This window comes from Chryseobacterium sp. BGA-UO-ETr-SB22 (genome assembly GCF_059567885.1).
The window spans coordinates 1894294-1920613 of the sequence record NZ_JCAQOV010000005.1 but is presented as its reverse complement, the minus strand read 5'-3'; the positions used below and the strand labels follow the sequence as shown (position 1 = coordinate 1920613).

22 protein-coding genes are annotated in these 26320 nt (G+C 35.8%); 11 read left to right on the top strand and 11 right to left on the bottom strand.

The genetic code is table 11. From position 1 onward, the window contains the following. Positions 1-39 precede the first annotated feature (39 nt). Positions 40-1395, top strand: coding sequence for a tetratricopeptide repeat protein (locus tag AC57AW_RS16100; protein ID WP_496352691.1), 1356 nt, complete (start codon positions 40-42; stop codon positions 1393-1395). A gap of 86 nt (positions 1396-1481) precedes the next feature. Here AC57AW_RS16100 and AC57AW_RS16095 read toward each other — a convergent pair whose 3' ends face one another. Beyond that, on the bottom strand, positions 1482-1919 hold the full coding sequence (locus tag AC57AW_RS16095; protein ID WP_496352690.1) for a hypothetical protein: 438 nt from the start codon (positions 1917-1919) through the stop codon (positions 1482-1484). A gap of 50 nt (positions 1920-1969) precedes the next feature. Next, the gene (locus tag AC57AW_RS16090; RefSeq protein WP_496352689.1) at positions 1970-4792 is read right to left on the bottom strand and encodes a T9SS type B sorting domain-containing protein; all 2823 of its coding nucleotides are present in this window, start codon (positions 4790-4792) and stop codon (positions 1970-1972) included. A gap of 683 nt (positions 4793-5475) precedes the next feature. Between AC57AW_RS16090 and AC57AW_RS16085 the strand changes: the two genes are divergently transcribed. Further along, positions 5476-6231, top strand: a complete 756-nt coding sequence (locus AC57AW_RS16085) for a response regulator transcription factor (protein ID WP_496352688.1) — start codon at positions 5476-5478, stop codon at positions 6229-6231. 163 nt (positions 6232-6394) lie between these two features. Here AC57AW_RS16085 and AC57AW_RS16080 read toward each other — a convergent pair whose 3' ends face one another. Then, positions 6395-6754 (bottom strand): prevent-host-death protein, encoded by a 360-nt coding sequence (locus tag AC57AW_RS16080; RefSeq protein ID WP_318845399.1) that lies wholly within the window; start codon positions 6752-6754, stop codon positions 6395-6397. Between the two features lie 251 nt (positions 6755-7005). On the opposite strand from AC57AW_RS16080, the gene gnd reads away from it, so the two are divergent. From gnd to AC57AW_RS16055, 5 genes are all read left to right on the top strand, one after another. Next, entirely contained in the window at positions 7006-8424 is a 1419-nt protein-coding gene (gene gnd, locus AC57AW_RS16075) for an NADP-dependent phosphogluconate dehydrogenase (RefSeq protein ID WP_496352687.1), read from the top strand. 11 nt (positions 8425-8435) lie between these two features. After that, on the top strand, positions 8436-9917 hold the full coding sequence (zwf, locus tag AC57AW_RS16070) for a glucose-6-phosphate dehydrogenase (protein ID WP_496352686.1): 1482 nt from the start codon (positions 8436-8438) through the stop codon (positions 9915-9917). 25 nt (positions 9918-9942) lie between these two features. After that, positions 9943-10653, top strand: a complete 711-nt coding sequence (gene pgl / locus AC57AW_RS16065; RefSeq protein WP_496352685.1) for a 6-phosphogluconolactonase — start codon at positions 9943-9945, stop codon at positions 10651-10653. 705 nt (positions 10654-11358) lie between these two features. Beyond that, positions 11359-11997, top strand: coding sequence for a TetR/AcrR family transcriptional regulator (locus AC57AW_RS16060; RefSeq protein WP_496352684.1), 639 nt, complete (start codon positions 11359-11361; stop codon positions 11995-11997). Positions 11998-12699: 702 nt separating this feature from the next. Next, entirely contained in the window at positions 12700-13338 is a 639-nt protein-coding gene (locus AC57AW_RS16055) for a TetR/AcrR family transcriptional regulator (protein WP_318845404.1), read from the top strand. A gap of 79 nt (positions 13339-13417) precedes the next feature. Here the strand turns inward: AC57AW_RS16055 and AC57AW_RS16050 are convergent, their stop codons facing one another. Genes AC57AW_RS16050 through AC57AW_RS16035 form a run of 4 tightly spaced genes read right to left on the bottom strand, consistent with a single transcriptional unit; the run spans position 13418 to position 18943 of the window. Continuing rightward, complete coding sequence (locus AC57AW_RS16050; RefSeq protein ID WP_496352683.1) at positions 13418-14947, bottom strand: peroxidase, FMP-type; 1530 nt, start codon at positions 14945-14947, stop codon at positions 13418-13420. A gap of 18 nt (positions 14948-14965) precedes the next feature. Next, positions 14966-16420, bottom strand: a complete 1455-nt coding sequence (locus tag AC57AW_RS16045; protein ID WP_496352682.1) for a ferritin-like domain-containing protein — start codon at positions 16418-16420, stop codon at positions 14966-14968. A gap of 4 nt (positions 16421-16424) precedes the next feature. After that, on the bottom strand, positions 16425-18503 hold the full coding sequence (locus AC57AW_RS16040; protein ID WP_496352681.1) for a GMC oxidoreductase: 2079 nt from the start codon (positions 18501-18503) through the stop codon (positions 16425-16427). Continuing rightward, positions 18500-18943: a sugar dehydrogenase complex small subunit gene (locus AC57AW_RS16035; protein ID WP_496352680.1), complete on the bottom strand. Its 444-nt coding sequence runs from the start codon at positions 18941-18943 to the stop codon at positions 18500-18502. Before AC57AW_RS16035 ends, AC57AW_RS16040 begins: the two co-directional genes overlap by 4 nt. Before the next feature lie 518 nt (positions 18944-19461). Between AC57AW_RS16035 and AC57AW_RS16030 the strand changes: the two genes are divergently transcribed. After that, the gene (locus AC57AW_RS16030) at positions 19462-20772 is read left to right on the top strand and encodes a M20 metallopeptidase family protein (RefSeq protein ID WP_496352679.1); all 1311 of its coding nucleotides are present in this window, start codon (positions 19462-19464) and stop codon (positions 20770-20772) included. Here AC57AW_RS16030 and AC57AW_RS16025 read toward each other — a convergent pair. Next, positions 20769-21185 carry a RidA family protein gene (locus AC57AW_RS16025; RefSeq protein ID WP_496352678.1) on the bottom strand — a complete coding sequence of 139 codons (417 nt, stop codon included), beginning with the start codon at positions 21183-21185 and terminating at the stop codon, positions 20769-20771. The two genes, AC57AW_RS16030 and AC57AW_RS16025, sit on opposite strands and share 4 nt — an antisense overlap. A 159-nt stretch (positions 21186-21344) precedes the next feature. Next, positions 21345-21947: an FMN-dependent NADH-azoreductase gene (locus tag AC57AW_RS16020; protein ID WP_496352677.1), complete on the bottom strand. Its 603-nt coding sequence runs from the start codon at positions 21945-21947 to the stop codon at positions 21345-21347. A gap of 117 nt (positions 21948-22064) precedes the next feature. Here AC57AW_RS16020 and AC57AW_RS16015 point away from each other — a divergent pair, with 117 nt between their 5' ends. Then, entirely contained in the window at positions 22065-22421 is a 357-nt protein-coding gene (locus tag AC57AW_RS16015; RefSeq protein ID WP_496352676.1) for a winged helix-turn-helix transcriptional regulator, read from the top strand. 101 nt (positions 22422-22522) lie between these two features. Continuing rightward, a complete protein-coding gene (locus AC57AW_RS16010; RefSeq protein ID WP_496352675.1) occupies positions 22523-23119 on the top strand; it encodes a Crp/Fnr family transcriptional regulator in 597 nt (198 codons plus the stop codon). A 29-nt stretch (positions 23120-23148) separates the two neighbouring features. On the opposite strand, the gene AC57AW_RS16005 is transcribed toward AC57AW_RS16010, so the two are convergent. After that, on the bottom strand, positions 23149-23991 hold the full coding sequence (locus tag AC57AW_RS16005; RefSeq protein ID WP_496352674.1) for a universal stress protein: 843 nt from the start codon (positions 23989-23991) through the stop codon (positions 23149-23151). Beyond that, the gene (locus tag AC57AW_RS16000) at positions 23988-24464 is read right to left on the bottom strand and encodes a MarR family winged helix-turn-helix transcriptional regulator (protein WP_496352673.1); all 477 of its coding nucleotides are present in this window, start codon (positions 24462-24464) and stop codon (positions 23988-23990) included. The genes AC57AW_RS16005 and AC57AW_RS16000 overlap by 4 nt, the downstream gene beginning before the upstream one ends. Positions 24465-24715: 251 nt before the next feature. Between AC57AW_RS16000 and sph the strand changes: the two genes are divergently transcribed. Beyond that, positions 24716-26281 (top strand): sphingomyelin phosphodiesterase, encoded by a 1566-nt coding sequence (sph, locus tag AC57AW_RS15995; RefSeq protein WP_496352672.1) that lies wholly within the window; start codon positions 24716-24718, stop codon positions 26279-26281. The last annotated feature ends 39 nt before the right edge of the window (positions 26282-26320 follow it).

Genomic DNA, 26320 nt, shown 5'->3' with positions numbered 1-26320 from the left:
TTTTATTCGCAGCAAACCAAAGAAGAACTAAAAAGCATCTTGTTTGATATTGAGTTTTGTACTGCGGGACCAAAAGAGATACATGAAATTGACAGTATTGTTACCATTTGCCGAAAATATTCTTATTATGATGGTGTAGCGTTGGGATATCTTAAAATAGCCAACATATACAATAAAAATAATGAGGTGAAAAAAGCATTTCATTATATTGATAAAGTGGATAAAGAAGGTCTAATTAATGAAGAATCAGACTTTGAAATCGTTTTATATCAACATATGATCAAATCTATGCTTTATTTTAATTTAGGAGAAAGGGTTACTGCCTTTGGCCTTCTGGATGAAATCTACGAAGAGACAATAAAGCAAAAAAATGCGTATTACACTTATCTGATCAATTGGCAGTACGCAGGGTTTTATAATGAAATGAATCAGAGGGAAAAAGCACTGGAGAAAATAAAAATCGCTTATAAATATTCAAAAATATACAGAGAAAATAAAAATCACAGATATAAAATTCACAAAGCACAGCTGAGCTGGAGTTTTATGACCACCTCTTATCTGGCTGCAATATATATTGATATGGGCAGGCTTGATCTGGCAAAAGGTTATATTCAAGAATCCCTTAACGATCTTAAAAAAAATGATAATAAGAGTTTAATATACTTTAATCTGTTCAATGCAGCAAAATATTATAGAGCTGTTAAAGATTTCAAAAGTGCCCGGCATTATCTGTGGATCTGCAAAAAAATTGCGGGACATCATTTTAAAGATGAATTCCATCAAAAGTCTGTATCCAAAGAATTGAAGAGTTTGTATGAAGAAATGAAGGAAAAAGACAGTACAGCGTACTATGTAAATCAGTTATTGGACATTCAAACGGCAAAAGAAAAACAAAATCAGGTCCTAAAAGATATCATTGATAAAAAAGATGAGGTTGAAGAAAAAAATGGAAAAAAACTAACACACGGCCTTATGTTTATTTTATTTGTCAGCGGAGTAATAGGTGTTCTTTTTATATCCCTGTTCTTGCACTATTACAAAAAATATAAAAGTAAAAACCTGGATAAAATAGACGTGCCACACAAATTACCGGTACAGGAGTGTATTTTTAAAGAAGTAATACAGCTTGCTAAAGAAAATAACTCTGAGTTTCTGATCCGTTTCAATGAATACTGCCCTCGTTTTTCGGATGAGCTCCTTGCAATTTCAGATTTAAAAATTACAGAAATACGATTTTGTGCCTACATATACCTGAATTTTTCTACAAAAGAAATAGCAGAATACACCTTTACCTCAGTGAGAACCGTACAGACCAAAAAATATAATATCAGGAAAAAACTGAATATTTCCGGTGATATAGATATTTATGTGTGGTTTTCCAGATTACTGAAGTAAAGAAAGCATGAATTAAAAAAGTAGAGACTATTTCACTTGTGAAATAGTCTCTACTTTTTTAATTAACATCCTGTCAATGCCGGCTATTAATTTTTTATGGTGGAAATATGGATGCATTTTTGCCCGTTATAATCTTTGAGTTCAATGCTGGCGATCATGTCATTGTAGACCCGGGTTGTGGCATCATTGAACTGATATCCTTCAATAAATACTGGACTGTCTTTAGGAAGATTGCTCTGCTCATTAAGCATTTCCAACGATAAACTATCTGGGTAACCTGCATTTTTTTTAAACTTGATCTCTATTAGACCGTTATCAGCAAGATAATTGAATTTCTTTAAATGAGAAGGCAGACTAGACTTGGTTTTGTAAACGTTTACTTTTTCAATACTGCTCTTGTAAAGATCAAACATGTTGGCAGTACCGATAGCATCATTGTAAACAGCAAATTGTACATTACTGTTTTTCTGCCCCCAAAGTAAGCCTGAAGTAATAATAAGGAATATATATAATAACTTTTTCATAATAAAAATAGAGGTTTAAATGTCCAATGATTTACTGTAGAAAGTTGGGATTAATTTCTGTTTTTTACTACAATCCATCCCGTATATTTTATTGGAGTCTGTTTTGTATTGTTTTCATTCCATCCCATATCAAACCAGTAGGTTCCGGTAGGTACTTTTTTACCATCCATGGCTCCATCCCATTTGTATCCGTTTAATTTACTTCCTATATGAAGCTTACTTCCATATCTGTCATAGATGCTGAATGTGAAATTAGGTTTATATGCTAAAGCAGAATAATCAAGAACATCATTGATTCCGTCACCGTTAGGAGTGATGATGTTGATCAGGTTAGGAACAGTAATTTCTACCTGTATAGGAACGCAGTTGTATGAATCCTTTACATAGAAAGTATGGCTTCCACGGGATATATTGGTAAATACATTTTCATTCTGCCAGTTGATATTATCCATGGAATATTGATAAGGTGCTGTTCCTGCAATTACGTCTAAAGTAACCGTATTATTGTTAATGTTAACATTCAAAATGACAGGGTTTTCAGAAGCATATACCTTCACTGTTTGTCTGGTGGTGCATTCTCTGGTTTTCAGATCTACCCAATAGGTTCCAACTCCTACATTCTTGATGGACTGTGTTGTCGCTCCCGTACTCCATTCATAAGAAGTATAGCCTGGTCCTGCATCTAATGTGGTCGTATTTTCCATACAGATAATTTTATCCTTTAATGCTTCTGAGTAGGTAGGAGGAATAACCGTAAGAGTTACTTCTGCAATTTTGTAACATCCGTCGGTATTACTTACCTTAATGTAAACCAAGCCGTTAGGAGCAATATAATTGGCTGGAGTCAGGATTTCGTTTGTCCCGTTATGCGCATCAGTAGGAGATAGATAATATTGTTTAATCGTTCCCGGTTGTACATTAACTCCTGCTGTCGTTAAATTAAATACTCCAAGCACCGGATTAGATGGCTGGAAACATGATCTTAAGGCTGCATTTTTAACGATTGGGCTTTCAGAAACTGTTAATGTTACAGTCACCCGTTCGCAATCTGTAAAATCCGGGTTATTTCCACAAAATTTATAAACAATAGTATCAGTACCCAGATAACCGAAGTTGGGAACGTAATTAATCACTCCTGCTGCATCAATGGTAGCGGTTCCGTTTGCTGGAGGAGTAATGATAGTTAACGTACTCGGAACATAAGTCTGGGTAGAATTGGTAAATTCAGGTACGATAGCCTGATGTCCTTCACAAACAGTAATCGCTTTTGTAGATTCCTGAAGACATGTATATACTTTATAGACAGGAGTAGTTGCCGGAGGGCAAGTGCTTACTGAAATTTTCACAGTATAATTCCCTGAAGCCACTGGAGTATGAGTATTAGTATTGGCTCCGGTAATAGGATTTCCGTTTAGGAACCATTGGTAGGTGTCGTAGCTGTCATTTACTTCCAGTACAATACCCGGAATACAATCTCCTGTTTTTTTTGAAATCAGTGGGATAGAAGAGAAACCTGCAAAATAACCTCCATATCCGGATGTACTGTAACCACCGTTAATACCTGCTGTTACAGCTTTATCAGAAACCACTGTTATATTTCCGGTGATAGATGGGATGGCATACGTCACCCAGCTGCTATTTCCTGTCAATGGGAAAGGCCCTTGTGCAGCGGTGGGAGTAATTCCGTTTACCGTTACATTAGCTCCGGTTTCCGTTAAAATATTTAGTTTTACAACAGCTCCGGTTGGGACCGTGCTTGTTATTCCTGGTCCTGTTGGCATTTCATTGATTTTCCCGATTTCTTCAATTTTTCGGGGTAGAAAACAGTTTAATGGTGGGATGTAGTTAAAGCCACAGGTTGCACTGCTGTTATTCACAGAGACCAACTGATATAAGTAGACGTTTTTTGAAGTTGTAATAAACATATTAAAATGTCCGGAAGTTCCCTGCTGAACATAGTTGCTTCCTGAAATTCTGTAAAATTCCCCACTATTGATGGTTGCAATGGGAATGTTGGAACCATTGATAAATATTTGGGTATTGTTTTCTGTTCCTACAATGATGCCACCTTCAAGATCCGGATTGGTGGATCTTGTTCTTACCATGGCAAAAGTGCTTCCAAGTCTTTCCGTAGGCACAGACTGGTCAAGAACTGCATCAGATCCCGCACTGGTGTTGTTTCCAAAATTTCCATTGACATTTCCGTTGGTAAGGGTAATGGGTTTATCGGAAACAATTTTAGCTCCAATAAAAGCTGATAGGTTTTGACCGCCTATTCCCGGACCTCCAGCAAAAATAAAAGATTGTCCTTTATTGAGAGTAATTGTTTGCGAATGGGTTGCTGGTGCTCCTCCAAAAAAAGTTACATTTCCGTTCCATGTAGTGGTGATAACTGTATTATTTTCTGTTGCCAATATACCTGCTGTGAAGTTAAATATGTTAAGTGATGCAGTGGTAGGAGCTGCGGCTACAAAAAATTCTTTGCCGATCCCGGCTTTTCCTTTACTTGTTATAATTTCAGCGTGTGTAGTACTGCTTACCATTCTTAATGAACAGTAGAAAGGCTTGGTTCCTTGTACATATAGTCCTTTATTAATAGTAGTGAAGGCATTTGACGTAACATTAGCGGCTATATTGCCAGCTGGTACCACAAAGGTTTGAGGAGCCCCTTTACTGATGGTTACATTGCCAATAGGAACGTTATTGCTGTTAATGGTAACAACAAAAGGAGTTGTAGAGTCGGTAGAAAGATATAATGCCTGTGTATAATTTACAGAGGCATAATAAGGTGCAAACCAATGATCTGTGTCTCTTTGAGCCAAGAGAGGGATGCCCAATATCAGGAACAATAAACTAAATAAAATGTTCTTCATGCATTGTTGAATTTTGATTCTAAAAATTACGAATTCTTTTTTAAAAAATGATTATGATTCCTTTATTAATTTTTTATGAATTGTTGTGTTATCATTTATTATTTCTATTTAAAAAGTGATCAATGGATAAAAAATAAGTACGATATTTAAGTAGGTGGGAATAGTTTCAGAGGTAAATTAATGTCAGTTTGATGGTTTCAGATACAAACTTGTTCACTTGAGCGCCTATTATTTGAGTAGGTTTTGATCTCTATCATTTCTATATATATATATTAGGTTAATTTTTATTTTATAGTTAGTGTAAAAATAATTTAATAAAAAGAAAAAATGACTATACTTTTGTATAGTTTTAAATCAAAGTTTAATGAATTAATTTGGGGTAAATTTATGTTGAAGTGCTTACAGTAAAGAGAATGCATAAGTCTCATTTTAAGAATAAATAATTTTTTTTTGATTTTTTAGTTTAATTCCATTTCTATGTGTATATAATGCAGTAGAATTTATTTTTAAATGTAATAAATTCAATAAAAATATTTTTTATATTCTTTAAATAAATGATTTATGGAATTAGATTCAATTATAATTAAGTTTTAATGGATTTTTCATTTAACTTAATTATGAATATGTTTGCAAAAAGTAATTAATAAAAAAAAGTTTTTCACCCCTATTATTGTGTTAAAAATATGAGTGATAAAATAAATTCATTGTATCCCAGGAACGCGTCTGATGTATCAACTTTTGAAGAAAAAAGTACAAACAAATATTTTAATGTGCTCAAAGCGGTATTGGGAAACAGTTTGGGGGCTGTTTTTATTACAGATCTTAAAACCGAAAAATTAGAATTTATTTCAGAAAATCCCCTTCTTTTTTCGGGTTTTCGGGCTGCTGAGGTTAAAAAAATGGGGTATAATTTTTTTCGGAAATACACCAAGAAGGAGGATTTTGAAATATTAAGAAAAGTGAATATTTATGGCCTTAAATTCTTTGAATGTCTTTCACCGGATGAGAAAAAAGCACACACCATTACTTATGATTTCCATCTTAAATATGCCAATAGTGTAGATGTACTTGTCAATCATAGAATTACACCCATAGAACTTGATGATGACGGAGAAATTTCTAAAATAGCCTGCGTAGTATCCTATTCCCTTAATCGGACTGCAGGAAATATCCGGATTATATCCAATGCCTCAGAAACGTATTGGAAATATGATCTTTTTACAGGAAAATGGACGGAAGAATGTAAAATTACTTTAAAAATAAGGGAGATTGAAATTATAAGACTTTATCTTCAGGGATTGAAAATAGAAGAAATTGCGGAACAATTGTGCGTTTCACCCAGCACCATAAAGTTTCACAGGAGTAAATTATTTGAAAGAATTGGCGTGAAAAATATTATCGAAGCAATATCCTACGTAATAACGAATAAATTAATTTAAACTTATTTTTAAATGTCTTCAAACGAAAGTACTGAAAAATAAAATATTCTTTTCCGGGTAATTTCCAGGTTTTAAATAATAAGAACTGCTTGGTTCTTATTGCAGTATGTTTTTTGAAAATTGTCCCACTACAGAATTATAGAAGGACAATCCCCAGAGCAGCTTAATTAAGCTGATAATTTGTGATCACTAAACTCAGGATGAAATGAACATAATTCTCTTCCACCTCTTTTCTGTTGATCAATTTGTTTTTGTACTCGTAAGAATTCAGGTCCCTGGATAATTTCTGATACGTTTCGAAATCATCACCTTTTATCTTTACTCTTATATTACCATCTCTTCTGTTGATAATTACATCATCTATAGTTCTTACTTTAAATAAAACTTCACATAATGTAGGACGAGCCTTCATTGACCCGATATATCTTTCAACTATATTAATCTTGAACGAATCAAATTTGATGGTATTAAAAACGATTTTAGAATTAGGTTCCTGAGTGTTGAGTTCAAGTTTATAGTTCATTACTTTATAAATTTTGGCAAATATAAGTTTAATTATACCAAAAAACAGACTGTTTTAATAGATCATTCCCATAATAATGATTGAATTTTATTCTGTAAAAAGAAAATCGTGTGAAAATGTGAATATTAGTAGCTTATAAATGAGGGGAAAACGGAAGTCTGACGAATTTTTTTCTTTCTTTATTTTTTTCCTTATAGGCATTTACGTAATTTTATTCTCTGTAATTAAAAATTCATATTAATACCAATATAATGGAAAGATATAGTTATGGAATAGTTGGCCTTGGAGTAATGGGGCGGAATCTTCTTTATAATATCGCTGATAACGGGTTTTCAATCGCAGGATTTGACCTTGATCAGGAGAAAGTAAAAGAATTGGAGAGTGGTGCTGCTTCAGAAATGAAAGTAAAAGGTACAGGCTCTTTAGAAGATTTTGTATCTGCATTAGAAGTCCCAAGAAAAATTATTCTTATGGTTCCTGCAGGAAAACCTGTAGATGCAGTGCTGGAAAGCATTACCCCACTTTTGAATGAAGGTGATATCGTAATTGATGCCGGGAATTCTTACTTTGAAGATACCAACAGACGTGTTGCTGATTTGGCATCAAAAAAACTGCATTTTATGGGAATGGGAGTGTCAGGTGGAGAAAAAGGAGCCAGAAGAGGACCGAGTATAATGCCTGGAGGTGATCTGGAAGCTTTCAAACTTCTTAGACCAATGCTTGAAGCCATTGCCGCAAAAGTAGATAACGAAGCATGTACAGCATATATGGGGAAAGGATCTGCAGGGAACTACGTGAAAATGGTGCACAACGGTATAGAATATGCCATTATGCAGCTTATCAGTGAAGCTTATGACCTGCTTAAAAGAGGAGCCGGTTTGAATAATGAACAGCTGTATGAAGTTTTCAGAGACTGGAATAATGGAGAAATGAACTCCTTTCTTATTGAAATTACCAGAGATATTTTTACTCAGAAAGATTCATTTACAGAAAACTATCTTGTTGATCAGATTTTAGATAAAGCAGGTGCAAAAGGAACCGGAAAATGGACTTCTGAACAGGCCATGGAAATTGGAGTTTCTATTCCTACTATTGATATTGCGGTAACTTCAAGAATTTTATCAGCGTATAAAGAAGAAAGAGTTCAAGCTTCTCAACTCTATGGTGAAAAGGAAATCACAAAGCCGGAAAATACAGAATTGTTTATCAAGGAAGTGGGTGATGCTCTTTTTCTTTCAACATTAATCAGCTATGCACAAGGATTGTCTTTGCTGGTAAAAGCCTCTGCAGAATACGGTTTTGAAATTCCCCTGAAAGATGTTGTGAAAATCTGGAGAGGAGGATGCATCATTCGCTCCGTATTGCTGGAAAAATTCTATTCAGCATATACTCAAAACCCTAACCTTTCTAATATTCTTCTTGATCACGATATTGCCGAATTGGTAAAATCAAAAATCAAAGCCCTAAGAAAAACCGCAGGATATGCTTCAGCAAACGGTATTTCCAGTTTGGGAATTCAGACTGCTTTGGGATATTTTGATGCTTACACAACAGACTCTCTTCCTGTGAATCTGATTCAGGCTCAGCGTGATTATTTTGGAGCTCATACCTATCAGCGTACTGACAGAGAAGGAGTATTCCATACCTCTTGGCAAACTGCAAACAATTAAAAATCGGAAAAATGAATCAAAATAGAATCTTGCAGCCAACAACTATCGTTATTTTTGGTGCTACAGGAGATCTGGCAAAAAGAAAACTTTTTCCGGCATTTTATAACTTATACATCGACGGCAGAATGCCCAAAGGCTTCAATATTGTTGCCTTGGGAAGAGCCGAAAATACCGATGAACTTTTTAGAAATTATATCAAAGAAAACCTTGAGAGTTTCTCCAGAAAAAAAGTAACTTCTGAAGACTGGGCTGGTTTTCAGGCTCATATTACTTACTTTCAGCATCAATTGGATGAAGAAAGTTCTTATCAGAATCTGCAGCAGAAATTGCTGGATTTTGATTCCGTTTATGGAATGAGAGCTAACAGGTTGTTTTACCTGTCAATTGGACCCAATTTCATTTCTACCATTTCCAACCATATCAAAACAACAGCATTAGCTTCAGATCCGAAAAAAGACCGTATTATTATTGAAAAACCGTTTGGTCACAATAAACAGTCCGCGATTGAGCTGAATACTCTTCTGGCAAAAACATTTGAAGAAGAACAGATTTATCGTATTGATCATTATTTGGGAAAGGAAACCGTACAGAATATATTGGCATTCAGATTTGGAAATTCAATTTTTGAACCTTTATGGGAGCATAAATATATAGAATCAGTACAGATTACCGTAGCAGAAGAAGTAGGCGTTGAGACAAGAGGAGCTTTTTATGAGCAGACAGGAGCATTGAGAGATATGATTCAGAACCACCTGCTGCAGATCCTGTGTATGGTGGCTATGGAACCACCAGCTTCATTGCAATCAGGGGAAATAAGAGACCGTAAAGTAGATGTTCTGAAATCAATTCGCAGAATTTCTTCAGATCAGGTTGAGCATTATGCAGTAAGAGGCCAATACGGGAAAAGTACAATCAACGGAGTAGATGTGAAAGGCTACCGTCAGGAGAACGGTATTGCTGAAGATTCCAACACCGAAACGTTTGCTGCAATAAAATTTTATCTGGATAACGAAAGATGGCAGGACGTTCCTTTCTACGTTCGTACCGGAAAGAAAATGAAAGAAAAGCATTCTTATATTACCATCCAGTTTAAGCCACTTCCTCATTCTACATTCTCAGATAGTCCGCACCTTTTGTCTGCTAACAGGTTGATTATTAATATTCAGCCGATGATGGATATCAGATTGCAGTTTATGACAAAAAAACCGGGATTGACCTTGGATTTAAAACCAGCAGAAATGATTTTTGATAATTTTGCCTGCCAGGACGATACTCCGGAAGCTTATGAAACTTTGCTGCAGGATGCTCTTTTAGGAGATCTTACATTATTTATGCGTTCCGATCAGGTGGAAGAAGCATGGGATGTTGTTACAACAATACAGGAAGCCTGGGAAAATAACAAAGATTTATCCTTCCCGAATTATAAAGCAGGAAGCTGGGGACCGGAAGACTGTAATGCTTTAGTAGAAAGACAGGGGCACAGCTGGGTATAAAACAATATAAAAATTAAACAAAAAAATGAATATTACAGTATTTGACGACTTGGAAAAACTGTACACAAAGGCAGCGGATGCATTTGTTGATCTTTCAAAAAAATCTATTCAGAAAAATGGCCGTTTTGTGGTTGCGTTGAGTGGAGGATCTTCTCCTAAAGCTATTTTCAAACTATTGGCAACCCAGAAATATGCAGAACAGATAGAATGGAATAAAGTCTATTTTTTTTGGGTGGATGAACGATGGGTTCCTTTACATGATGATAAAAGTAACTTCAGAATGACAGATGAGGCCCTTCTCAGCCAGGTTTCTGTAGATAAAAACCATATTTTTCCTATGTATGGTGAAGGAATAACTCCGGAAGATTATGCAAAGACATATGAAGAGCAGATCAGAGATATTCTTGGTAATGAGGGTATTTTTGATTTTATTCTTTTAGGAATGGGAGATGACGGTCATACTGCTTCTCTATTTCCGGGTGAAGAGGTTTTAAATGAAAAAGAAAAGTGGGTTTCTTCCTATTATCTCAAGCCTCAGGAAATGTTCAGAATCACATTGACTGCACCGTTGATCAATAAAGCTGAAAATATTCTGGTAATAGCATTTGGTGAATCCAAAAAACATGCATTGAATGAAGTATTGAACGGCGAATATAATCCATCATTATATCCATTACAACTTATTGAGAAAAAGGATGGATATCATTTTTTTACAGACGAAAAAGCAAAAGGTTAATATAAACTTTGACTTTTAAAATAAGAGACTGTCCATGGACAGTCTCTCTTCATATCAACTATTCTATACCGAAGCCGGTATATATAATTTTCTGTACTTCAAAATCAAAAATCTGTACTTCAAATTTAAAAACAGCATCATTAAAGAGCTAATGATACTGTTGCATTTAGTGTTTTTACCTTAGTTGCTTGTGTCCGAAACTTTTTAATTTTTCTCAACTCAAATAGTGCTTCTATGTAAAATGGTTATTAGTTTGAAGCAAATATACGAAATAAGACACTTCTAAGTGTCTAAAATGAAAAAAAAATAAAAATATTTTCATTCACACCTTAAGCAACTCATGAAAAGCCTTTTGTATAAGGCATTTGAAGCAGGAAATAAAATCAACAAAAAATAAATTTAAATCAGAAAATTGAAGCAGAAGAGGTATTTATGACCACTAAATGAGAAAGAAATACTTCTTTTAAATAAAAACAGCACCATAAATAATGGTGCTGCAAGTAATGTTTTACCTCAGCAGCTGAATGTTCAAAAACATTTAAACTGAGGGAACTAACGGTACAATCTGATCTCTCACAATCTCACAACTTTGATCGTTCGTTTTATATAAAATGGTTATTAGTTTCTGCAAATATAAACATTTAGACACTAAAAAGTGTCTAAAATGAAAAAAAATTCATAAACTTGTAGAATTGAAAGTTTACCATGGAAAGAAAGTCAGCAGCAGGAAATATCCGGAATAAGGAGCGCAGTAAAAAAAAGTTTTTGGACGCAGTGGGAAAAATACTGAGAATAAAAGGGCATACTGCATTGAAAGTGAATGATATTGCTGCTACTGCCGGGGTAGATAAAAAGATGATCTATACTTATTTTGGCGGGATAGACGGGTTGATAGACGAATATATACGGTCTCAGGATTACTGGAGTAAAGTGACCATTGATGAGGTAGAAAAAATAAAACCAAAATTGGATGACGGAGGACAATCTTTTATGGAGGATATGCTGTTGTCACAATTTGACTATGTTTACAAAAGCAAAGAAGCGCAAAAGTTACTGCTATGGCGGATTTCTGAACCCAGAAAATCATTAAGGAAGCTTACCGATACTCAGGAAGAAAACGGAGAATATATTTTTAAGCTGCTGATGGATCCTCATTTCAAAGAACATGCTGAAGATGTACGTTCAATAATGGCAATCCTGGTTTCCGGACTTTATTATCTGAATATGTATGCTGCTATGAATGGCAGTATTTTCTGTGGAATAGACGTTAACACTACTAAAGGACGGGAAAAAATAAAAAAAGCAGTTTCTTTTTTATTAAACCAAACCTACGGGAATCTTTAATATTCAGTTTGTTCTTATCTCAATAATTCCGGAAAAAAACAAAACCATTAGAAATTTCTAATGGTCCATTGTGTTGTTGTGTTTCTACCTTAGCTGTTTCGTGTTCGAAATTGTCTTAAAGTAAGGGAACAAAAATAAAAACAGTCTGAATTGTCTTATTTTTCAACCTAAAAGTGTTTTAAAATATATAGATGGTTTTAGTTTGTACAAATATATGAAATAAGACACCATGAAGTGTGTAAAATAGTATATATTTTTTAAATTTTATTTTAAAGTTTTGATTTTCAGATTATTAATTTTTGGTATACAAAGAAATTACTATCTGAATGAAGCTGATATTCCAGTTTAATCACCAAACAAGACAAAAAAAAAGATCCTTCTCAAGCTAAAGAATACATTTCAACACTTGAAAAGTGTTTTATTTAATATCATAGCGGCGTTTTGCTAATAAAAAACAGCATCATTATAAAAAATGATGCTGTTTGGTTGTGTTTTTACCTCAGTCGTTTATTTTCGAAATATTTTAAACTGAGGGAACTAATGATACAATCTGAATAGTTTTTAATTTTTCAACCTCGATAGTGTTTTTATATAGTGAATGGTTTTAGTTTGTACAAATATATACAAATAGTTGACATTAGACACTGGTTAGTGTCTAAAATAAAAAAAAATTGCTTAAACTTGTATATTGAATGTTTAGTCATGGAAAGAAAGTCAGCATCAGGGAGTATTAGAAACAAGGAACGCAGTAAGAAAAAGTTTTTAGATGCAGTTGGTAAAATTCTGAAAACGAAAGGATATGCAGGATTGAAGATCAATGATATCGCTGCAACTGCCGGGGTAGATAAGAAAATGATCTACACCTATTTTGGCGGTATGGATGGTCTGATGGACGAATATGTTCGTACACAGGATTTTTGGGTGAAGGTAACCAGTGAAGAAGTTGAAAAAATAAAACCGAATCTGGAAGATGGCGGAAGAGAATTTATTGAGCAGATGCTTCTATCACAATTTGATCATGTATACACCAACAAAGAAGCACAGAAACTATTGTTGTGGACCATATCTGAACCCCGAAAATCATTAAAAAAACTGATAGATACTCAGGAAGAAAACGGAGAATATATCTTTAAATTATTGATGGAGGACCATTTCAAAGAAAAAATGGACACTTATCGTTCTATCATGGCGATTATGGTTTCAGGACTTTATTACCTGAACATGTTTTCTTCTCTGAATGGCAGTCTTTTCTGTGGGATAGATACCAATACACCTGAAGGCCGCGAAAAGATCAAAAAAGCTGTATCCTTTATGGTAGATCAGACCTATGAAAATCTTTAATGTTCAAGGAGAATAAACCTTAAATAACATAAAAAAGAGGCAGTAATCTGCCCCTTGCTTGTATGTTGTGATGAATATCCTATCCTTTATGATAAGGACATCCTGAAGCAGCATCAGCACTTCCGGTAGTGTTAAAGAACTGCTCTTCAATCACTTTTCTCTGATCCTCAGGAATATCTGCTAACTTACGAAGCGTATTGACCTGGATATGAGGCCAGCTTGTGGTGCCGCCATCATTCCCGAAATCAAATTCGAAGAATACAATTTGCTCATATTGAAGCTGAAGAATCTCTTTTCCGTCTTCAATAATGGTTTCAATCCACATGTCCATATCCACCTCAACAGTTGGAACAAAACGGTTGACAAAAGGAACATTCAAAACACCTCCCTGCGCTCCGGTTTTCATTTTGGAAGACATTCTTACATGAACATAATTGCTTACTTCCTGGCCTCTTAATGTGTCTCTAAGTCTTAAATCTGGTCTTACAGAATAAGGATATAAATCATCTGCCAGTATTCTCTGGGTGTAAATCTTGTTTGAACCCGGATCATTATCATCATCTAACGTTTCATGTACCCAATCCGGTGCAGGCTGGTCCAGATCAATGATATTGTCAGGGGTTACTCCTGCGTTCCCCATCGTACGTGAAATCGAAAGATGATTGGTATCCCATGCTGCTTTACCATAAGGGAATTGAGGGGAACCATTAATTAAATAATAGGTTTTATCATCAATATTCTGAGAAATAATATCTCCAAGTAAAGTAATGGTACTCCCATGAGGAATAACGCCGCTTCGGGAAATAGAGTAGTCCGGAATAAAATAAGGACCATCAACTCCTGCTCCGGGCTTCAGTTCCTGTGCTGGAATAATCTCGTAATAAGGCTGTCCCGGCTCTAGCTGGCTTAGAAGAATATATTTAGGATTCGGTTCTCCGTCTGGTGTTATCCTTACCAAAGGCTCATCTCTGTATTTTCCTGTATATCCATATTTTTTAGCATCTTCTGTTGAAAAAGCATGAATACCACGGTCTCTTTCAATAGATTCTTTAGTTGCTGCATGGTTGTAGACGTCACTCAGCCAGAGAAACATACCATTTTCTTCATGGATAGGGGTGTATTGTAAGGCATCCTGTCCCTGCACAGTATTAACGCTCTTGATACTCTGTTCATATTTAACAGCTCCACAGAAAAGTTCACTGGCACCACCACGGTTACGAACACCACCGGGAACGATTGCAAATGTCAGTTTCTCAATATATTCTTCACTATCAAAAGCAAATTTTCCGGGAATTGTTCCTGAATTGGTTCCTGGAGAAGGCATAATGGTAGTATGCACTCCGCTTGCTAATGATGGTTTGGCAACACCTTGATTGTAGTTGGCATTATAACTTACCCATGTTCCATTCAAGGCGGCAAGGACTCCATAATCTACATTTTTCTCAATAGCCTGCAGATTGTCTTCTCTGAATGGCCTTACCGGATCATCAATAAGAAGTTTTGAGTATCCATCCATTATCTCGGCCAGATTAACTTCACTTTGGCCGGGCATTTTGCGGAACAACTGTTCTCCTCCCGCTTCGGGACTTTCTTTTTTTCTTTTAAGCATGATATATCGTTTTTATGGTTATAATTCAGTGTATTCGAATGTTGGGCCTGCATTAGTGTGAGCATCCAACGGTTGTTTCATCAGGTTGACAGCCTGTTCTTTCAACGCATACATGTACATAATTGATTTTTCCAACTCTCTTTGGTTTCCTTCCACAGCGCTTTGTATAGCGTCTAATAAACGTCTGTAGGTTTTATTAAACTCAACTCCCTGTGTATGCAGTTCTTTGTTTTTAATATAATCTTCCACCTTAGGATTAGGCTTCATCGGATAGGCTTCATCCCATTCTACCGGTAGATTTTTTCCGTTGGGTGGAGTAGTGACAGGCATCATTCCGTTTTCATCCATAAAAGGTTCATAATTTCCTCCCAGATAGAAATGCTCATGGAAAACTTCTTTAAATCTAAAATAATGAGCCAGTTCCACCCCTTCTTCAAACTGGGAAGAATCCACATCAAAAATAGAATCATCAGCTCCTTCGCCTTGTCCTTTAATCTCCTGGAAAACAGCAATGACGCCAGCTAGAGCTTCTACAAAATGTAATTTTCCACCACTTCCATAATATTGCTCAGGACGGATCTGTTTTTCCGGCTTTCCTGTGAAAATTCCACCCTTATTTAACTCTTCAAAATTCTTAGGAAGACTTCCATGCTTTTTGTAATAAGCTGTGATTTGGAAAACAACAATATAGAAGAATAAAACATCATAATATTCACCAATAGTATGTACATTTTCCATGATGAAACCTTTCATGTTTTCAAGAGTCCAGAAGTTGTTTTCCTGTACAGTGACTCTTTGAGAATATGATTCGAAGGTGTCGGTTTCATGATCATATTTCGGTGCCTTTACCAGGGGCTTGCTTGGACTTTCAATCGCAATAAATGTTGCAATACTGTTGCTTGAGAATGTTTCCAAACCTATATAGAAATCAACATTCATTGGTAATTTCATAGGATAAGTAGGGTAGTTCTCCTGTTTGTTTACAGAGGGCTGAATATCAATTGCATTCAGGACATTACAAACCATGATCAGGTGAAGCATTTCTTCTACAGCAACACTTCTGATAATTTGTGAAGCTAAAGCATTAGTTCCATCCTTGATAGAGTACAAAGCAGTCAAATAAGGCGGAATGGTAGAGTGCTCAATAAGAATCGCCGTCTGTAAAAGATCCTGTAAAACAGGTTTATAATCAATTTCGGTTAATCCATTTTTTGATTCCGGAACTCCGAAACCAGATTGAGATTCCAAATACGTATTAAAACCATCAATCTGATCATTCAGTAAAAGGTGAGTCACTGCTTTGCTGTGATATTTTACGCCTTCAACCCAGTCTTCTTTGCTGAGTGTGGAATCAAATAATAAAGATGGTAATGAAACGGTTTCTGCAACAACGGCGCTTCTGCCTGCCATTCCTGCTCCTTTTAATAACGTTTCCTGTGGTTGTGCTGTTTTATTGATAAGTCTTTGTCTCATGTTGTTATTTTTTAAGTTGAATTTCAAGATCAGCAAGGATAGATTCTACCGAACGGATCGTGAATGCTGATAATGTTAAAGTAGGATTTGAAGTTCCCAGAGTGGTCATATTTCCTGCCCCTACGACGTATAAATTCGGGTGATCCCAAGTTTTACAATAGCTGTTGGTAACAGAATCTTCAGCCGTAGAGCCCATTCTGTGAGTTCCCACAATATGACCTGCTCCGTTGTAAGAATATCTCACTTTGTTATAGATCACAGAATTTTTATCCTCGTCAGTATATTTTGTGTAATCTTTAATCTTTAATTTTTCGAACATCTGATCAGAAGCATGTTTTGCCTCTTCCATCGCTTTCATCTCGTACTCTGTCAGTTCATAATGAATGACAGGTCTCGGAATGCCAAGAACATCCAGATACTGATCATTAATGGTTACTCTGTTATTTGGATTCGGCAGTTGTTCAATTTCAAAATGAAATAATACCTGTTTTGAAAGTCTGTCGGTGAGTTCTTTTCTTAATTTTGCTCCAAAAAGCTTCTCCTCTGTGATAAAATAGGTAACATCTGATCCCGGAGAAAATGCCGGCCATCCCCATCCCCAATTGTCAAGCGGAGAGATCCATGCAGAAAATTTACTTCTGAAATCTCCATCACGGAAAGACGAAATGTTTGTAGTAGAACCAGGACCTCTGTATGGATATATCGGTTCAGGGAAAAGTCCCCAGGTAAGCATTACCATATGATCCATCAGGTTTCTTCCCACCTGATCACTGCTGTTGGCGGCAGTTTTTACACCCTCTTTGGTTGTATATTTGGAATTCAATAGAATTTTTGGGTTTTCAAAAGCATTGGCCGCCAGAATTACGATGGCATCTGAAGTGTCAATAAATTCTTCAACGAAATCTGTTTTCTCTTTTGAAGTATATCTTCTCAGGTGAACTTTGGAAATTTTATCCTTATCATTATGGTCAACACTTAATCTATACACCACACTCTGAGCCTGAATCTGCATGTATGGATTGCGTTTAAGATTTTCATTGTCATTGATCTTATATAAAGCTTTTTTCAATGTTTTTAAAGCATTGTACTTCGCCTGAACAGGACAGATCGGAACACATGAAGCGTTTCCTTCACAGCGTTCTCCCATGTAAGGATTCCACACAGAACCAAGAGCTTTGTATTCTTCTTTTTCAGAACTGTCTAAAACCAGTTTGTATCCCGATTCTTTTGATTCAGCTTTAATGATTTTCGTTTTTCCGTATTTTGGATTCGGAATAGAGTTTCTTCCCTGTGGAGAAGGTACCATCGTTAAAGAAATCTCTCCTGAGCTTAGCTTTACGTTTGTTCCCTTAAGTCCATCAATAATCTTATGATCCATATAACTCTGAGGAATTTCTTCCATCGGGAATACATAATCACCATAATATTTTTCCATTTTTTCGTCAATAGGATATTCCTGTTTTGAAACATCCCCGGAAACCCCGATTTCAAATTCTGCCATTTCATAATAAGGCCTTAATTCTTCATAGCTTATCGGCCAGTCGATAGAAATTTTCTCAGTAGAATCGGGTTTTGGAATGGTAATGCCGTACTTTTCAGTAAGTTTGAAATCATTAGGAAGCATTCTTGGAGTCGTTCCCAGCCAGTGAAGGGTCGTTCCGCCTCCCACGCGGATCGCATCACTCGCAAACGGCATTGGCCCAAACTGAACCAGATATCCTTTTTTGCCCGGATTGGGCTGAACAATTTTCTCCATGTCAAGAACGTTCGGAGAAGGAGCCTGTTTTAAGTTGGGATAAGGTGAATTGGGAACTTTGGCTATCTCTTTATAAAAAGTACGGATATAATCATTGTAAGTAGTCATTGAAGATACAGAATCCAGTTCAATGCCGGCTTCAAGCCCCGCTTCATACATGAGGACAGATATTTCACGGATATTATCCGATTTTCCGGTATCTGCACGGTGGATCATTTTTCCTTTTGTGACGTCAAATACGTGATCGGTCAGGAGTTTTGCAATTAATGATCCTGCAATCCCCGTTCCTACGATGATCACATCTTTTTTGTTATTGATTGGGTTCATGAGTTGCTGTTTACAGGTTTAATATTCCATGATTTGTAGCCAGGTTGTTTTGCTCCGGGCGGATGAGAGTGCATCAGATTCCAGACAAGACCTTCTTTGTAAGAAAGATCATCGATATAAGTACCTTCCCAGGTTCCTAAATACCACATTGTGATCACTTTTCCGGAAATATCATTCTTTTTGGGATTTCCAATAATTTCAGATTGAATGGCTTTTTTTAATTCATCACCGGAATATTTTTCGAGAATATTTTTCGAAACAGTAAGGAATTCTTCGAAAGTAACTGAATCTAAATTGTTTAAAACATAAGTGTAATAGGTTTCTGCCAGACCTGTAGACTGCAATTCGTTGACCGTAAACCCGGTAAGTGCTTCCGAGATAGACATAAACACGTCGAAATAATAATCGTCGACGTTGAGAATTTTGTTAATAATATTCATTTCGTTAAAAATTTGGGTTAGATATCTTCAACTCCTTTCAACAGGAAGTGATCATACCGATTGATCTATAGCTGCTGGATTTCAGATACCATTCCTTTTTCAGAAATGCGTGCATGTTTGTCAAGCTATCCATAGTTGTGGTCAGTTTTTGTTTATCCGAAATTAATCAGATCCTGTCAGATAAGATTCAGTATTTCTACGTAATTTATATTAATGATTATTTAAATTTTTGTATTAAACCCTTTATATGAGGGATTTGTAGAGGGTTGTGTTTTCACCTAGTTTAGAATTATTTTAAATAATGTGGTAGAGGTTTTTGTATTCAAATGGGAGTTGGAGATACTTCTCTTTGAAAATAAAACCTTGAAATTGTATAAGATGTAAAATGTTTTTAAACTTAAGGCTGAAATAGCTTTACCTTAGATGCCAAGAAAAGATATTTAACGATTGCATGTAATACAATAGAAACGACAGCTGTTTCTAAAAATATAACGCTGATAAACCAATTATTTCAGACCATGAAAAAACTTACTTTTACTATATTATGCCTGATCTCTTCCGTTTTGCCTGCGCAAGATTTGAGCACTAAAGATGTGGCGGTTTCCCATTCTTCCCTAAAACAGTCGGTGCATCAGTCTATTCAGGTTGAAACAGACCGGATATTTGATAAACTGGTTAATATCAGGAGAAGTTTTCATGAAAATCCGGAATTGGCAGGTAAAGAAATGCATACACAAGAGGTCATCAGACAATATCTGCTTGATTTGGGATTGGAAGTAAAAACCGATATATATGGTTACAGTGTAGTAGGGATTCTGAAAGGAGCTCAAAAGGGCAAAAAAATAGCCTGGAGATCAGATATGGATGCATTACCCAATAATTATCCCGATCCCGAAACTTTCAAATCAAAAGTAAAAGGAGTTCAGCATGGCTGCGGTCACGATATCCATATGGCAATTGGATTAGGAATTGCTGAAGTTCTTTCAAAAAATAAGAAATCTTTAAAGGGAACAGTCTATTTTATATTTCAGCCTGAAGAAGAAACATTCAAAGGTGCAAAAGAAATGTTGGATAAGGGCTTGCTTTCCAAAATAAATCCTGACGAAATATATGGACTGCATGTGACAGCAATACCTGTAGGGCAGATCATGGTAAAACCCAATGAAATGTTTGCCTATCAGAAAAAAATAAGAGTTCAGTTAAAAAATGGATTATCTGAAGAAGAGACAAAAGGATTAACCCAAAAGATCAGTAATTTTCTGACCCGTATTCAATCCGGAACTAAGCCTTGGGAAATACAGTCTATTGTTGATCCTAAAATAGGGCTGGCAAATCCGGATACTGTTTTTAAAGATTATCTTTTCACGGATGGAAAATTTGCGGCCTATTCTAAAAATAATGAGTCCTTTCTTGAAACCTATCTGTATGAGACCAATTCTTCTAATGTAGATAAGATAATTCCGGGAGTTCAGAAAATTATAGAGGATAGCGGGTACAAAGACAAACTTCTTTCCGTTTCATTCGTACAGGGAAATCCAACGGTTATCAATGATGCAAAGCTTACAACATCGGCCACGGAAATCCTTCAGAATCTGTATGGTAAAAATGCAGTTGCTCCGGATTATGGGCAGGTTCCATTTTTTAATGATGATTTCTCTTATTTTCAACAGAAAATTCCGGGTGTTTACTTTTTCCTGGGTGGTTCTAATTTTGAAAAAGGAGTGATTGCTATGAACCATTCTCCTAATTTTCAAGTGGATGAAGAAAGCATCAGAACCGGAGTTAGAAGCTTTTCATCATTACTTATTGAACGCCTCAACAGAAACTAATTTTTCACCGCAATGGCATCAATCTCGAATAGCATTCCAGGTAAAGCCAGCTGGCTCACAGGAATTAAGGTACTCGTAGGTAAGAATGACGGATTCCATACTTTTTGAGCTTCTTCTGCCCAGATTTCAAGCTTTTCCTGGTTGTGATCAACGATAAGAAGAGTGATTTTGACAATATTTTCAAATGTCATTGAGTGGCTCTGTAAAACGATTTTTAAATTTTTCAAAGCATTCTGAACCTGGGTTTTAAAATCATCAGCCAGTACATGATTTTCTCCTATGCCGCCGCTCTGCCCGGATATAAAACACATCTGGAAAGGAGATTTCACAGAAATGCTGTGTGAAAAACCATAAGGCTTCGGATTGAATAGTTCAGCAGGATTGATCAGTTGGTATTGTTTATTATCTTCCATAATCTTTCTTTTTTAACGATGTAAAAATGAGCGATAAAAACAAGAAAAGTCTGTACATATGTTGAGAGAAATATTCTTTTAATACGGTAAACATTTCTTTAAGTAAATGAAAGACTGATATAAAAAATGCTGCTCCTGAGGAACAGCATTTTTTATTCTTTACTCTACAATAATACTCTCAATCCCTTTTTGCAGGGCTGTTTCCTGAATCACTGGAACAGAAAGACCTTCTGCACGAACTACAGAAATATCCGTCATTCCCATAAATCCAAGCGTCTGTTTCAAGTAAGGAACTACAAAATCATACGACTGTCTTTCCCCTTCAGAATATACTCCGCCACTTGAAAATGCAAGATATACTTTTTTGTTTTTTACCAGACCTTCAGGACCGTTTTCGCTGTAGCTGAATGTTTTTCCTACTCTCGCAATATGATCAAGCCATGATTTCAGGGTAGAAGTGATACTGAAATTATACAATGGAGCTTCAATAATGATAATATCAGCTTCATGCAGTTCATCAATTACTGTATCTGAAAGTCTTACAGTTTCCAGCTGCTCAGCAGTACGGTGTTCAGCCGGAGTGAAAAAGGCATTGATATGAGCTTCTTCTAAATGAGGAAAAAGCGGATTGGCCAGATCTCGTTTTTTAAAAACGCTGTCAGGATATTTTGCTGTGATTTTTTCTACAACAGCGTTTCCCAGTTTTTTACTGATTGATGATTCGCTTCTTGGGCTTGAGATAATATGAAGTACTTGTTTCATTTTTATTTTTTTTAAAAATTGATGTTTCAAAATTATCTATATTTACTAATAAAAATATAGTAGTTACCAAAAGGTTAGTAATAATATTTAGGTTAGTAACCAGATAAAACAGAGATAATGGAAGAAGAAAAAATAGTGTATTCAAGACCACAATGCAGTACGCATCTGTCTGCTACTGAAGATGCTTTGTATGTTTTGGGAGGCAGGTGGACCATCCGGGTAATGATCGCTATTTTGGGCGGGCATACACGCTTCAACGAGTTACAGCGAACGATCAAAGGGATTTCAGCAAGGGTGTTATCCAGTGAATTGAAAAAACTGGAGGTCAATCATTTAGTTGAAAGAACCGTTCTTACTGATCACAAGCCGGTGTTGGTAGAATATGTTCCTACAGAATATAGTGAATCACTGAAAGATGTTATTGCAGCCCTTGCTGACTGGGGAGCAAAACATAAAAAGAAAATTACAGCTTAATAAAAAGAGTGTTGATATCAACAAATACCATGTTTTTGTGGTATTTGATAAGTTGCAATATAGCTTACACTTTAAGTATTTTTACTCAAAAATAATGCAAGATGATTATATGTGAAGACTTATTATTTTCCAACGGAGCTATTCTGGAAGAATATGATGCGGCAGATTCTATTTTTAAGGAAGGAACTGCAGCTAAATATTATTTCCAGATCAGGCACGGTACTGTAAAACTGAATACTTTTTTAGAAGATGGAAAAGAATTTGTTCACGGACTCCCTTTTGATGGTCACTGTATTGGTGAAAGCTATTTATTTACCAGCCATCATTACGCGATCAATGCCATTGCGATCACCAACTGTGAGATTATTAAGATTCCCAAGACTAAGTTTCTGCAATTGCTATTGGAAAAACCTGAATTAATGCTGGAGATTAGTAAATATACTGCTGACAGGCTGCATTTCAGGTATATGATTTCCAGCTTTCTTGCTATTTCAGATCCTATAGTAAAACTCCTGAAGCTTTTTGATCATCTTAAAAAGTATTTTGGATTTGAAGAAGCCTATTCATTTCTGATTCCCTATACCAGACAGCAGATAGCCACTCTTACCGGGCTTCGGGTAGAGACTGTAATCAGATATGTGAAAAAAATGCAGGAACTGGAACTTGTCAAAATTGAAAGCAGTAAAATTTACTATTAGCTTTCGATCATTCACTTTACAATTTCTTATTATTTTAAAATTAACACCGGTTGATGGGTGTTCTGGTAAATTCCCTCAGAAATACTTCTGCTTGCCAGATAATACAGGAAACTATGCTGACCTGGTAAGGCAATAATAAGATCTGCATCATTGGAGGCTGCAAAGCTGAGAATACCCTTAATAACATTTTCATCATGAGAATAATGAATACTGCTCGGAATTTCCGTTAAACGTTCACGAATGTACTCTTCCAGCTCTCTTTTTTTATCCTCATCCTCTTTTTCACGGGTATTGATATTCAAAAACATCAGACGCACATCCTGTTTATGAATAACAGATTTATGATGAAACAATCTTTCCAATCTTTTGATTCCTTTTATATCACAGGGAATAAATATATTTTTGATAGGGGTGTAGTGATAGCTGTTGGGCACAATTAAGGTCTTCACAGGACTCGTTCTTGCAATACTAATGATATTGTCGGAAACAAAACTCTCAGTGGTGGAGGTTTGGTCATCACTTCCCAAAATAATCAATTCTACAGAAGGCTGATTTTTTAAAAGTTCATTGATGCTTCTTGTAAGAGCCCAATCGCTTAAAATCCTTGAAACTTTTATTTCAGGTGATTTTTCTGTTATGATTTCTGTTAACTGATCGAATAATAATTCCGTTCTCTGCAATAGATTGTTGACACTTTCTTCATTGACAAATGAATGCCCTTCTGCAATATGCAGATAATCAAATTCAGATTCTCCTGCTGTTTTTAGTAGGATAATGTTTTGATATTCGTAGGTTTTTGCCCAGTCTGCGGCTATTCTTACTGCATTTTCCGTAGTTGATGTAAAATCAATGGGTACAAGGATTGTTCTCATAGTATTTCATATTTTGATCCTGATTTTTCCAGGTTTGCTGTCATTTTTTTTACTAAAAGCAAAGCTTTGCTGATTTCTTTTTCATCAATATTGCCAACCGCTTTTTTGTAAAGATCCAATGCCCATGGATAAACGGTTTCTACAATCTGTTCACCCTTCGGAGTCAGAAAGATCTGCTTGTTTCTCCGGTCGTTTTTATCAGCTATTCGCTCTACAAGATCCCGTTTTACGAGACTGTTGATGAGATAGGTAATGCTTGATTTATCTTTGCTTACTTTATTTCCTATTTCCTGCTGGTTGATACCATCATTGCGTGAAAGCAGTCCCAGAATTTCAATAAGTTCAAAAGAAAGATCCGGATCGTACTCATTAATCCTGGTCTGAATTTTCTGTCGAAGCCGGCTTTTCATTTCACCCATTGCCAGGCCAAGTTCCAGAGCTAGTTCTGATATATCGTTCTGTTTTTCAGGCATATTGTCTAATAATGGTATTGCAGAGTAAGAGGTGCTTTGAAAAAATAAGCATTGTTATCTTAACAAATATACGTAAAATTAGTTTTAATTGAAACTAATTGAGCCGTTAGATTATTCCTTTTTTTAATAGTTAAATCGCGTATCAGAAAATTATCATTTAGATAATATTGAGTTCATTTTTATCAATGCGGATAATTATACTTTGGCCGTCACAAAACAAAACAATTTTAACTTTAAAAATTATGAATCACATGCGAATTTCGTTATTCCGGTTTTTGCCGGTATTTTGTCTTCTAACCCTTTTATCTTGCAGGTCGGATCAGTTTCAGACTGATGAAACGCTTCCTGTTGCAAATGAAAAAGCAATGAGGAGTGCTTTCCCGAATATTAAAGTATTGTCTTACAATACATTCTTGTTGAAAGAACTCGTAGTGTCTGGTATGACACAATGGGGCCAGCAGGATAGAGCAGAGAGACTGGGAGGCGCTTCTTTTTTGAAAAATTATGATGTTCTGATGCTTCAGGAATGCTTTGATAATGCCGCTGCTGCTAAACTACGTAAAAAACTTCTTCCCAATTTTCCTCATCAGACTCCTGTATTAGGACAGACAAAAAGTGGCTGGGATAAGACTTCTGGTGACTGGCGTGAGATTGTCTCCGGAGGATTTGAAGACGGAGGAGTGATGATTGCCAGTAAATATCCAATAGAAAGAAAGGAACAATATATTTTTCCGGCAGGATGTTCTTATGATGGAAGCTGTCTGAAAGGTTTTGTGTATGTCAGAATCTTAAAAGACGGGAAGCGTGTCCATTTTATGGCGACTCATGCACAGTCTACACAGCCGTCTTGTGGCGGAGACGAAGTGAGAATCCGTAAACAGCAATTGGGAATGATGAAATCATTTGTAGACGGGTTGAAGATTCCTAAGGATGAAATGGTGATCTATGGAGGAGATTTTAATATCATAAAAGATACTCCCGAATATTCAAGTATGCTGCAAACTCTTAATGTAAGTGCGCCTACATACAAAGGGTTACCTTATTCATGGGATCCGAAAACCAATATAATGGCTTCCTATCATTACCCTTATCCGGAAAATAAGCGTGAATATCTTGATTATATCCTGGTTTCCAATGATCATCTTGTACCACCAACGTGGCAGAATATCGTTTTTGATCCTGTAGCTTCAAATCTTATGACGTATACGAATATAGCAGGGATTAAATATCATTGGGCAGAATATTCAGATCATTATCCTGTGGAAGCTAATATCTATTCTGATGAGAAAACGCCTACAAAAAGTTTAAAATTCAGAAAACATGACCGTATTTCACTGAAATCTGTATCTACCGGAAAATATATCACTAGCAATCTTTCAACTCCTAATGATTGGTTGACGGTTTCTTCTGCTCAGCCGGATGAAAAAACCTGGTTCAATATTGTAAATATCGGAGATTCTGATAATTATTTTGACTTGAAAGAAGGATATGTAAGAGTAGAAACCAGTGAAAGGCTTAATCATTTCTGGTACTGGTATTCCTCAGGCAGTGGAAGTTATTATTTTTATCCAAAGCATGGCAAGACAACTTACAACATGAGAATTCAGATTGTCAAGAAAAAGACAGGGAATGTTTCAAAAAGTATTGAAGATGGAGATGTTGTAGCTTTCAAGGATACAACAGGATTTGGGAATACTTACTATCTTCAGGTATATAAAGAATCAGGAAAAGATTGGATCTATCTGAATGGGACAAGTTTAACTCCTGATGTGCAGTTTGAAGTAAAAATGAACAATACGGTTGCAGATCCTTTTTAGAATTAATTGCTAAACCTATTATCTATTAATAATTATAAA

What these genes read in the sequence shown, in the direction of transcription:
- AC57AW_RS16025 (WP_496352678.1), bottom strand. Translation starts at nt 21,185, where the DNA reads ATGGAAGATAATAAACAATACCAACTGATCAATCCTGCTGAACTATTC.
- AC57AW_RS16050 (WP_496352683.1), bottom strand. Translation starts at nt 14,947, where the DNA reads ATGCTTAAAAGAAAAAAAGAAAGTCCCGAAGCGGGAGGAGAACAGTTG.
- gnd (WP_496352687.1), top strand. Translation starts at nt 7,006, where the DNA reads ATGGAAAGATATAGTTATGGAATAGTTGGCCTTGGAGTAATGGGGCGG.
- AC57AW_RS16045 (WP_496352682.1), bottom strand. Translation starts at nt 16,420, where the DNA reads ATGAGACAAAGACTTATCAATAAAACAGCACAACCACAGGAAACGTTA.
- AC57AW_RS16015 (WP_496352676.1), top strand. Translation starts at nt 22,065, where the DNA reads ATGGAAGAAGAAAAAATAGTGTATTCAAGACCACAATGCAGTACGCAT.
- AC57AW_RS16030 (WP_496352679.1), top strand. Translation starts at nt 19,462, where the DNA reads ATGAAAAAACTTACTTTTACTATATTATGCCTGATCTCTTCCGTTTTG.
- AC57AW_RS16010 (WP_496352675.1), top strand. Translation starts at nt 22,523, where the DNA reads ATGATTATATGTGAAGACTTATTATTTTCCAACGGAGCTATTCTGGAA.
- AC57AW_RS16090 (WP_496352689.1), bottom strand. Translation starts at nt 4,792, where the DNA reads ATGAAGAACATTTTATTTAGTTTATTGTTCCTGATATTGGGCATCCCT.
- pgl (WP_496352685.1), top strand. Translation starts at nt 9,943, where the DNA reads ATGAATATTACAGTATTTGACGACTTGGAAAAACTGTACACAAAGGCA.
- AC57AW_RS16055 (WP_318845404.1), top strand. Translation starts at nt 12,700, where the DNA reads ATGGAAAGAAAGTCAGCATCAGGGAGTATTAGAAACAAGGAACGCAGT.
- AC57AW_RS16060 (WP_496352684.1), top strand. Translation starts at nt 11,359, where the DNA reads ATGGAAAGAAAGTCAGCAGCAGGAAATATCCGGAATAAGGAGCGCAGT.
- AC57AW_RS16035 (WP_496352680.1), bottom strand. Translation starts at nt 18,943, where the DNA reads ATGAATATTATTAACAAAATTCTCAACGTCGACGATTATTATTTCGAC.
- AC57AW_RS16040 (WP_496352681.1), bottom strand. Translation starts at nt 18,503, where the DNA reads ATGAACCCAATCAATAACAAAAAAGATGTGATCATCGTAGGAACGGGG.
- AC57AW_RS16020 (WP_496352677.1), bottom strand. Translation starts at nt 21,947, where the DNA reads ATGAAACAAGTACTTCATATTATCTCAAGCCCAAGAAGCGAATCATCA.
- AC57AW_RS16000 (WP_496352673.1), bottom strand. Translation starts at nt 24,464, where the DNA reads ATGCCTGAAAAACAGAACGATATATCAGAACTAGCTCTGGAACTTGGC.
- AC57AW_RS16080 (WP_318845399.1), bottom strand. Translation starts at nt 6,754, where the DNA reads ATGAACTATAAACTTGAACTCAACACTCAGGAACCTAATTCTAAAATC.
- sph (WP_496352672.1), top strand. Translation starts at nt 24,716, where the DNA reads ATGCGAATTTCGTTATTCCGGTTTTTGCCGGTATTTTGTCTTCTAACC.
- zwf (WP_496352686.1), top strand. Translation starts at nt 8,436, where the DNA reads ATGAATCAAAATAGAATCTTGCAGCCAACAACTATCGTTATTTTTGGT.
- AC57AW_RS16085 (WP_496352688.1), top strand. Translation starts at nt 5,476, where the DNA reads ATGAGTGATAAAATAAATTCATTGTATCCCAGGAACGCGTCTGATGTA.
- AC57AW_RS16095 (WP_496352690.1), bottom strand. Translation starts at nt 1,919, where the DNA reads ATGAAAAAGTTATTATATATATTCCTTATTATTACTTCAGGCTTACTT.
- AC57AW_RS16005 (WP_496352674.1), bottom strand. Translation starts at nt 23,991, where the DNA reads ATGAGAACAATCCTTGTACCCATTGATTTTACATCAACTACGGAAAAT.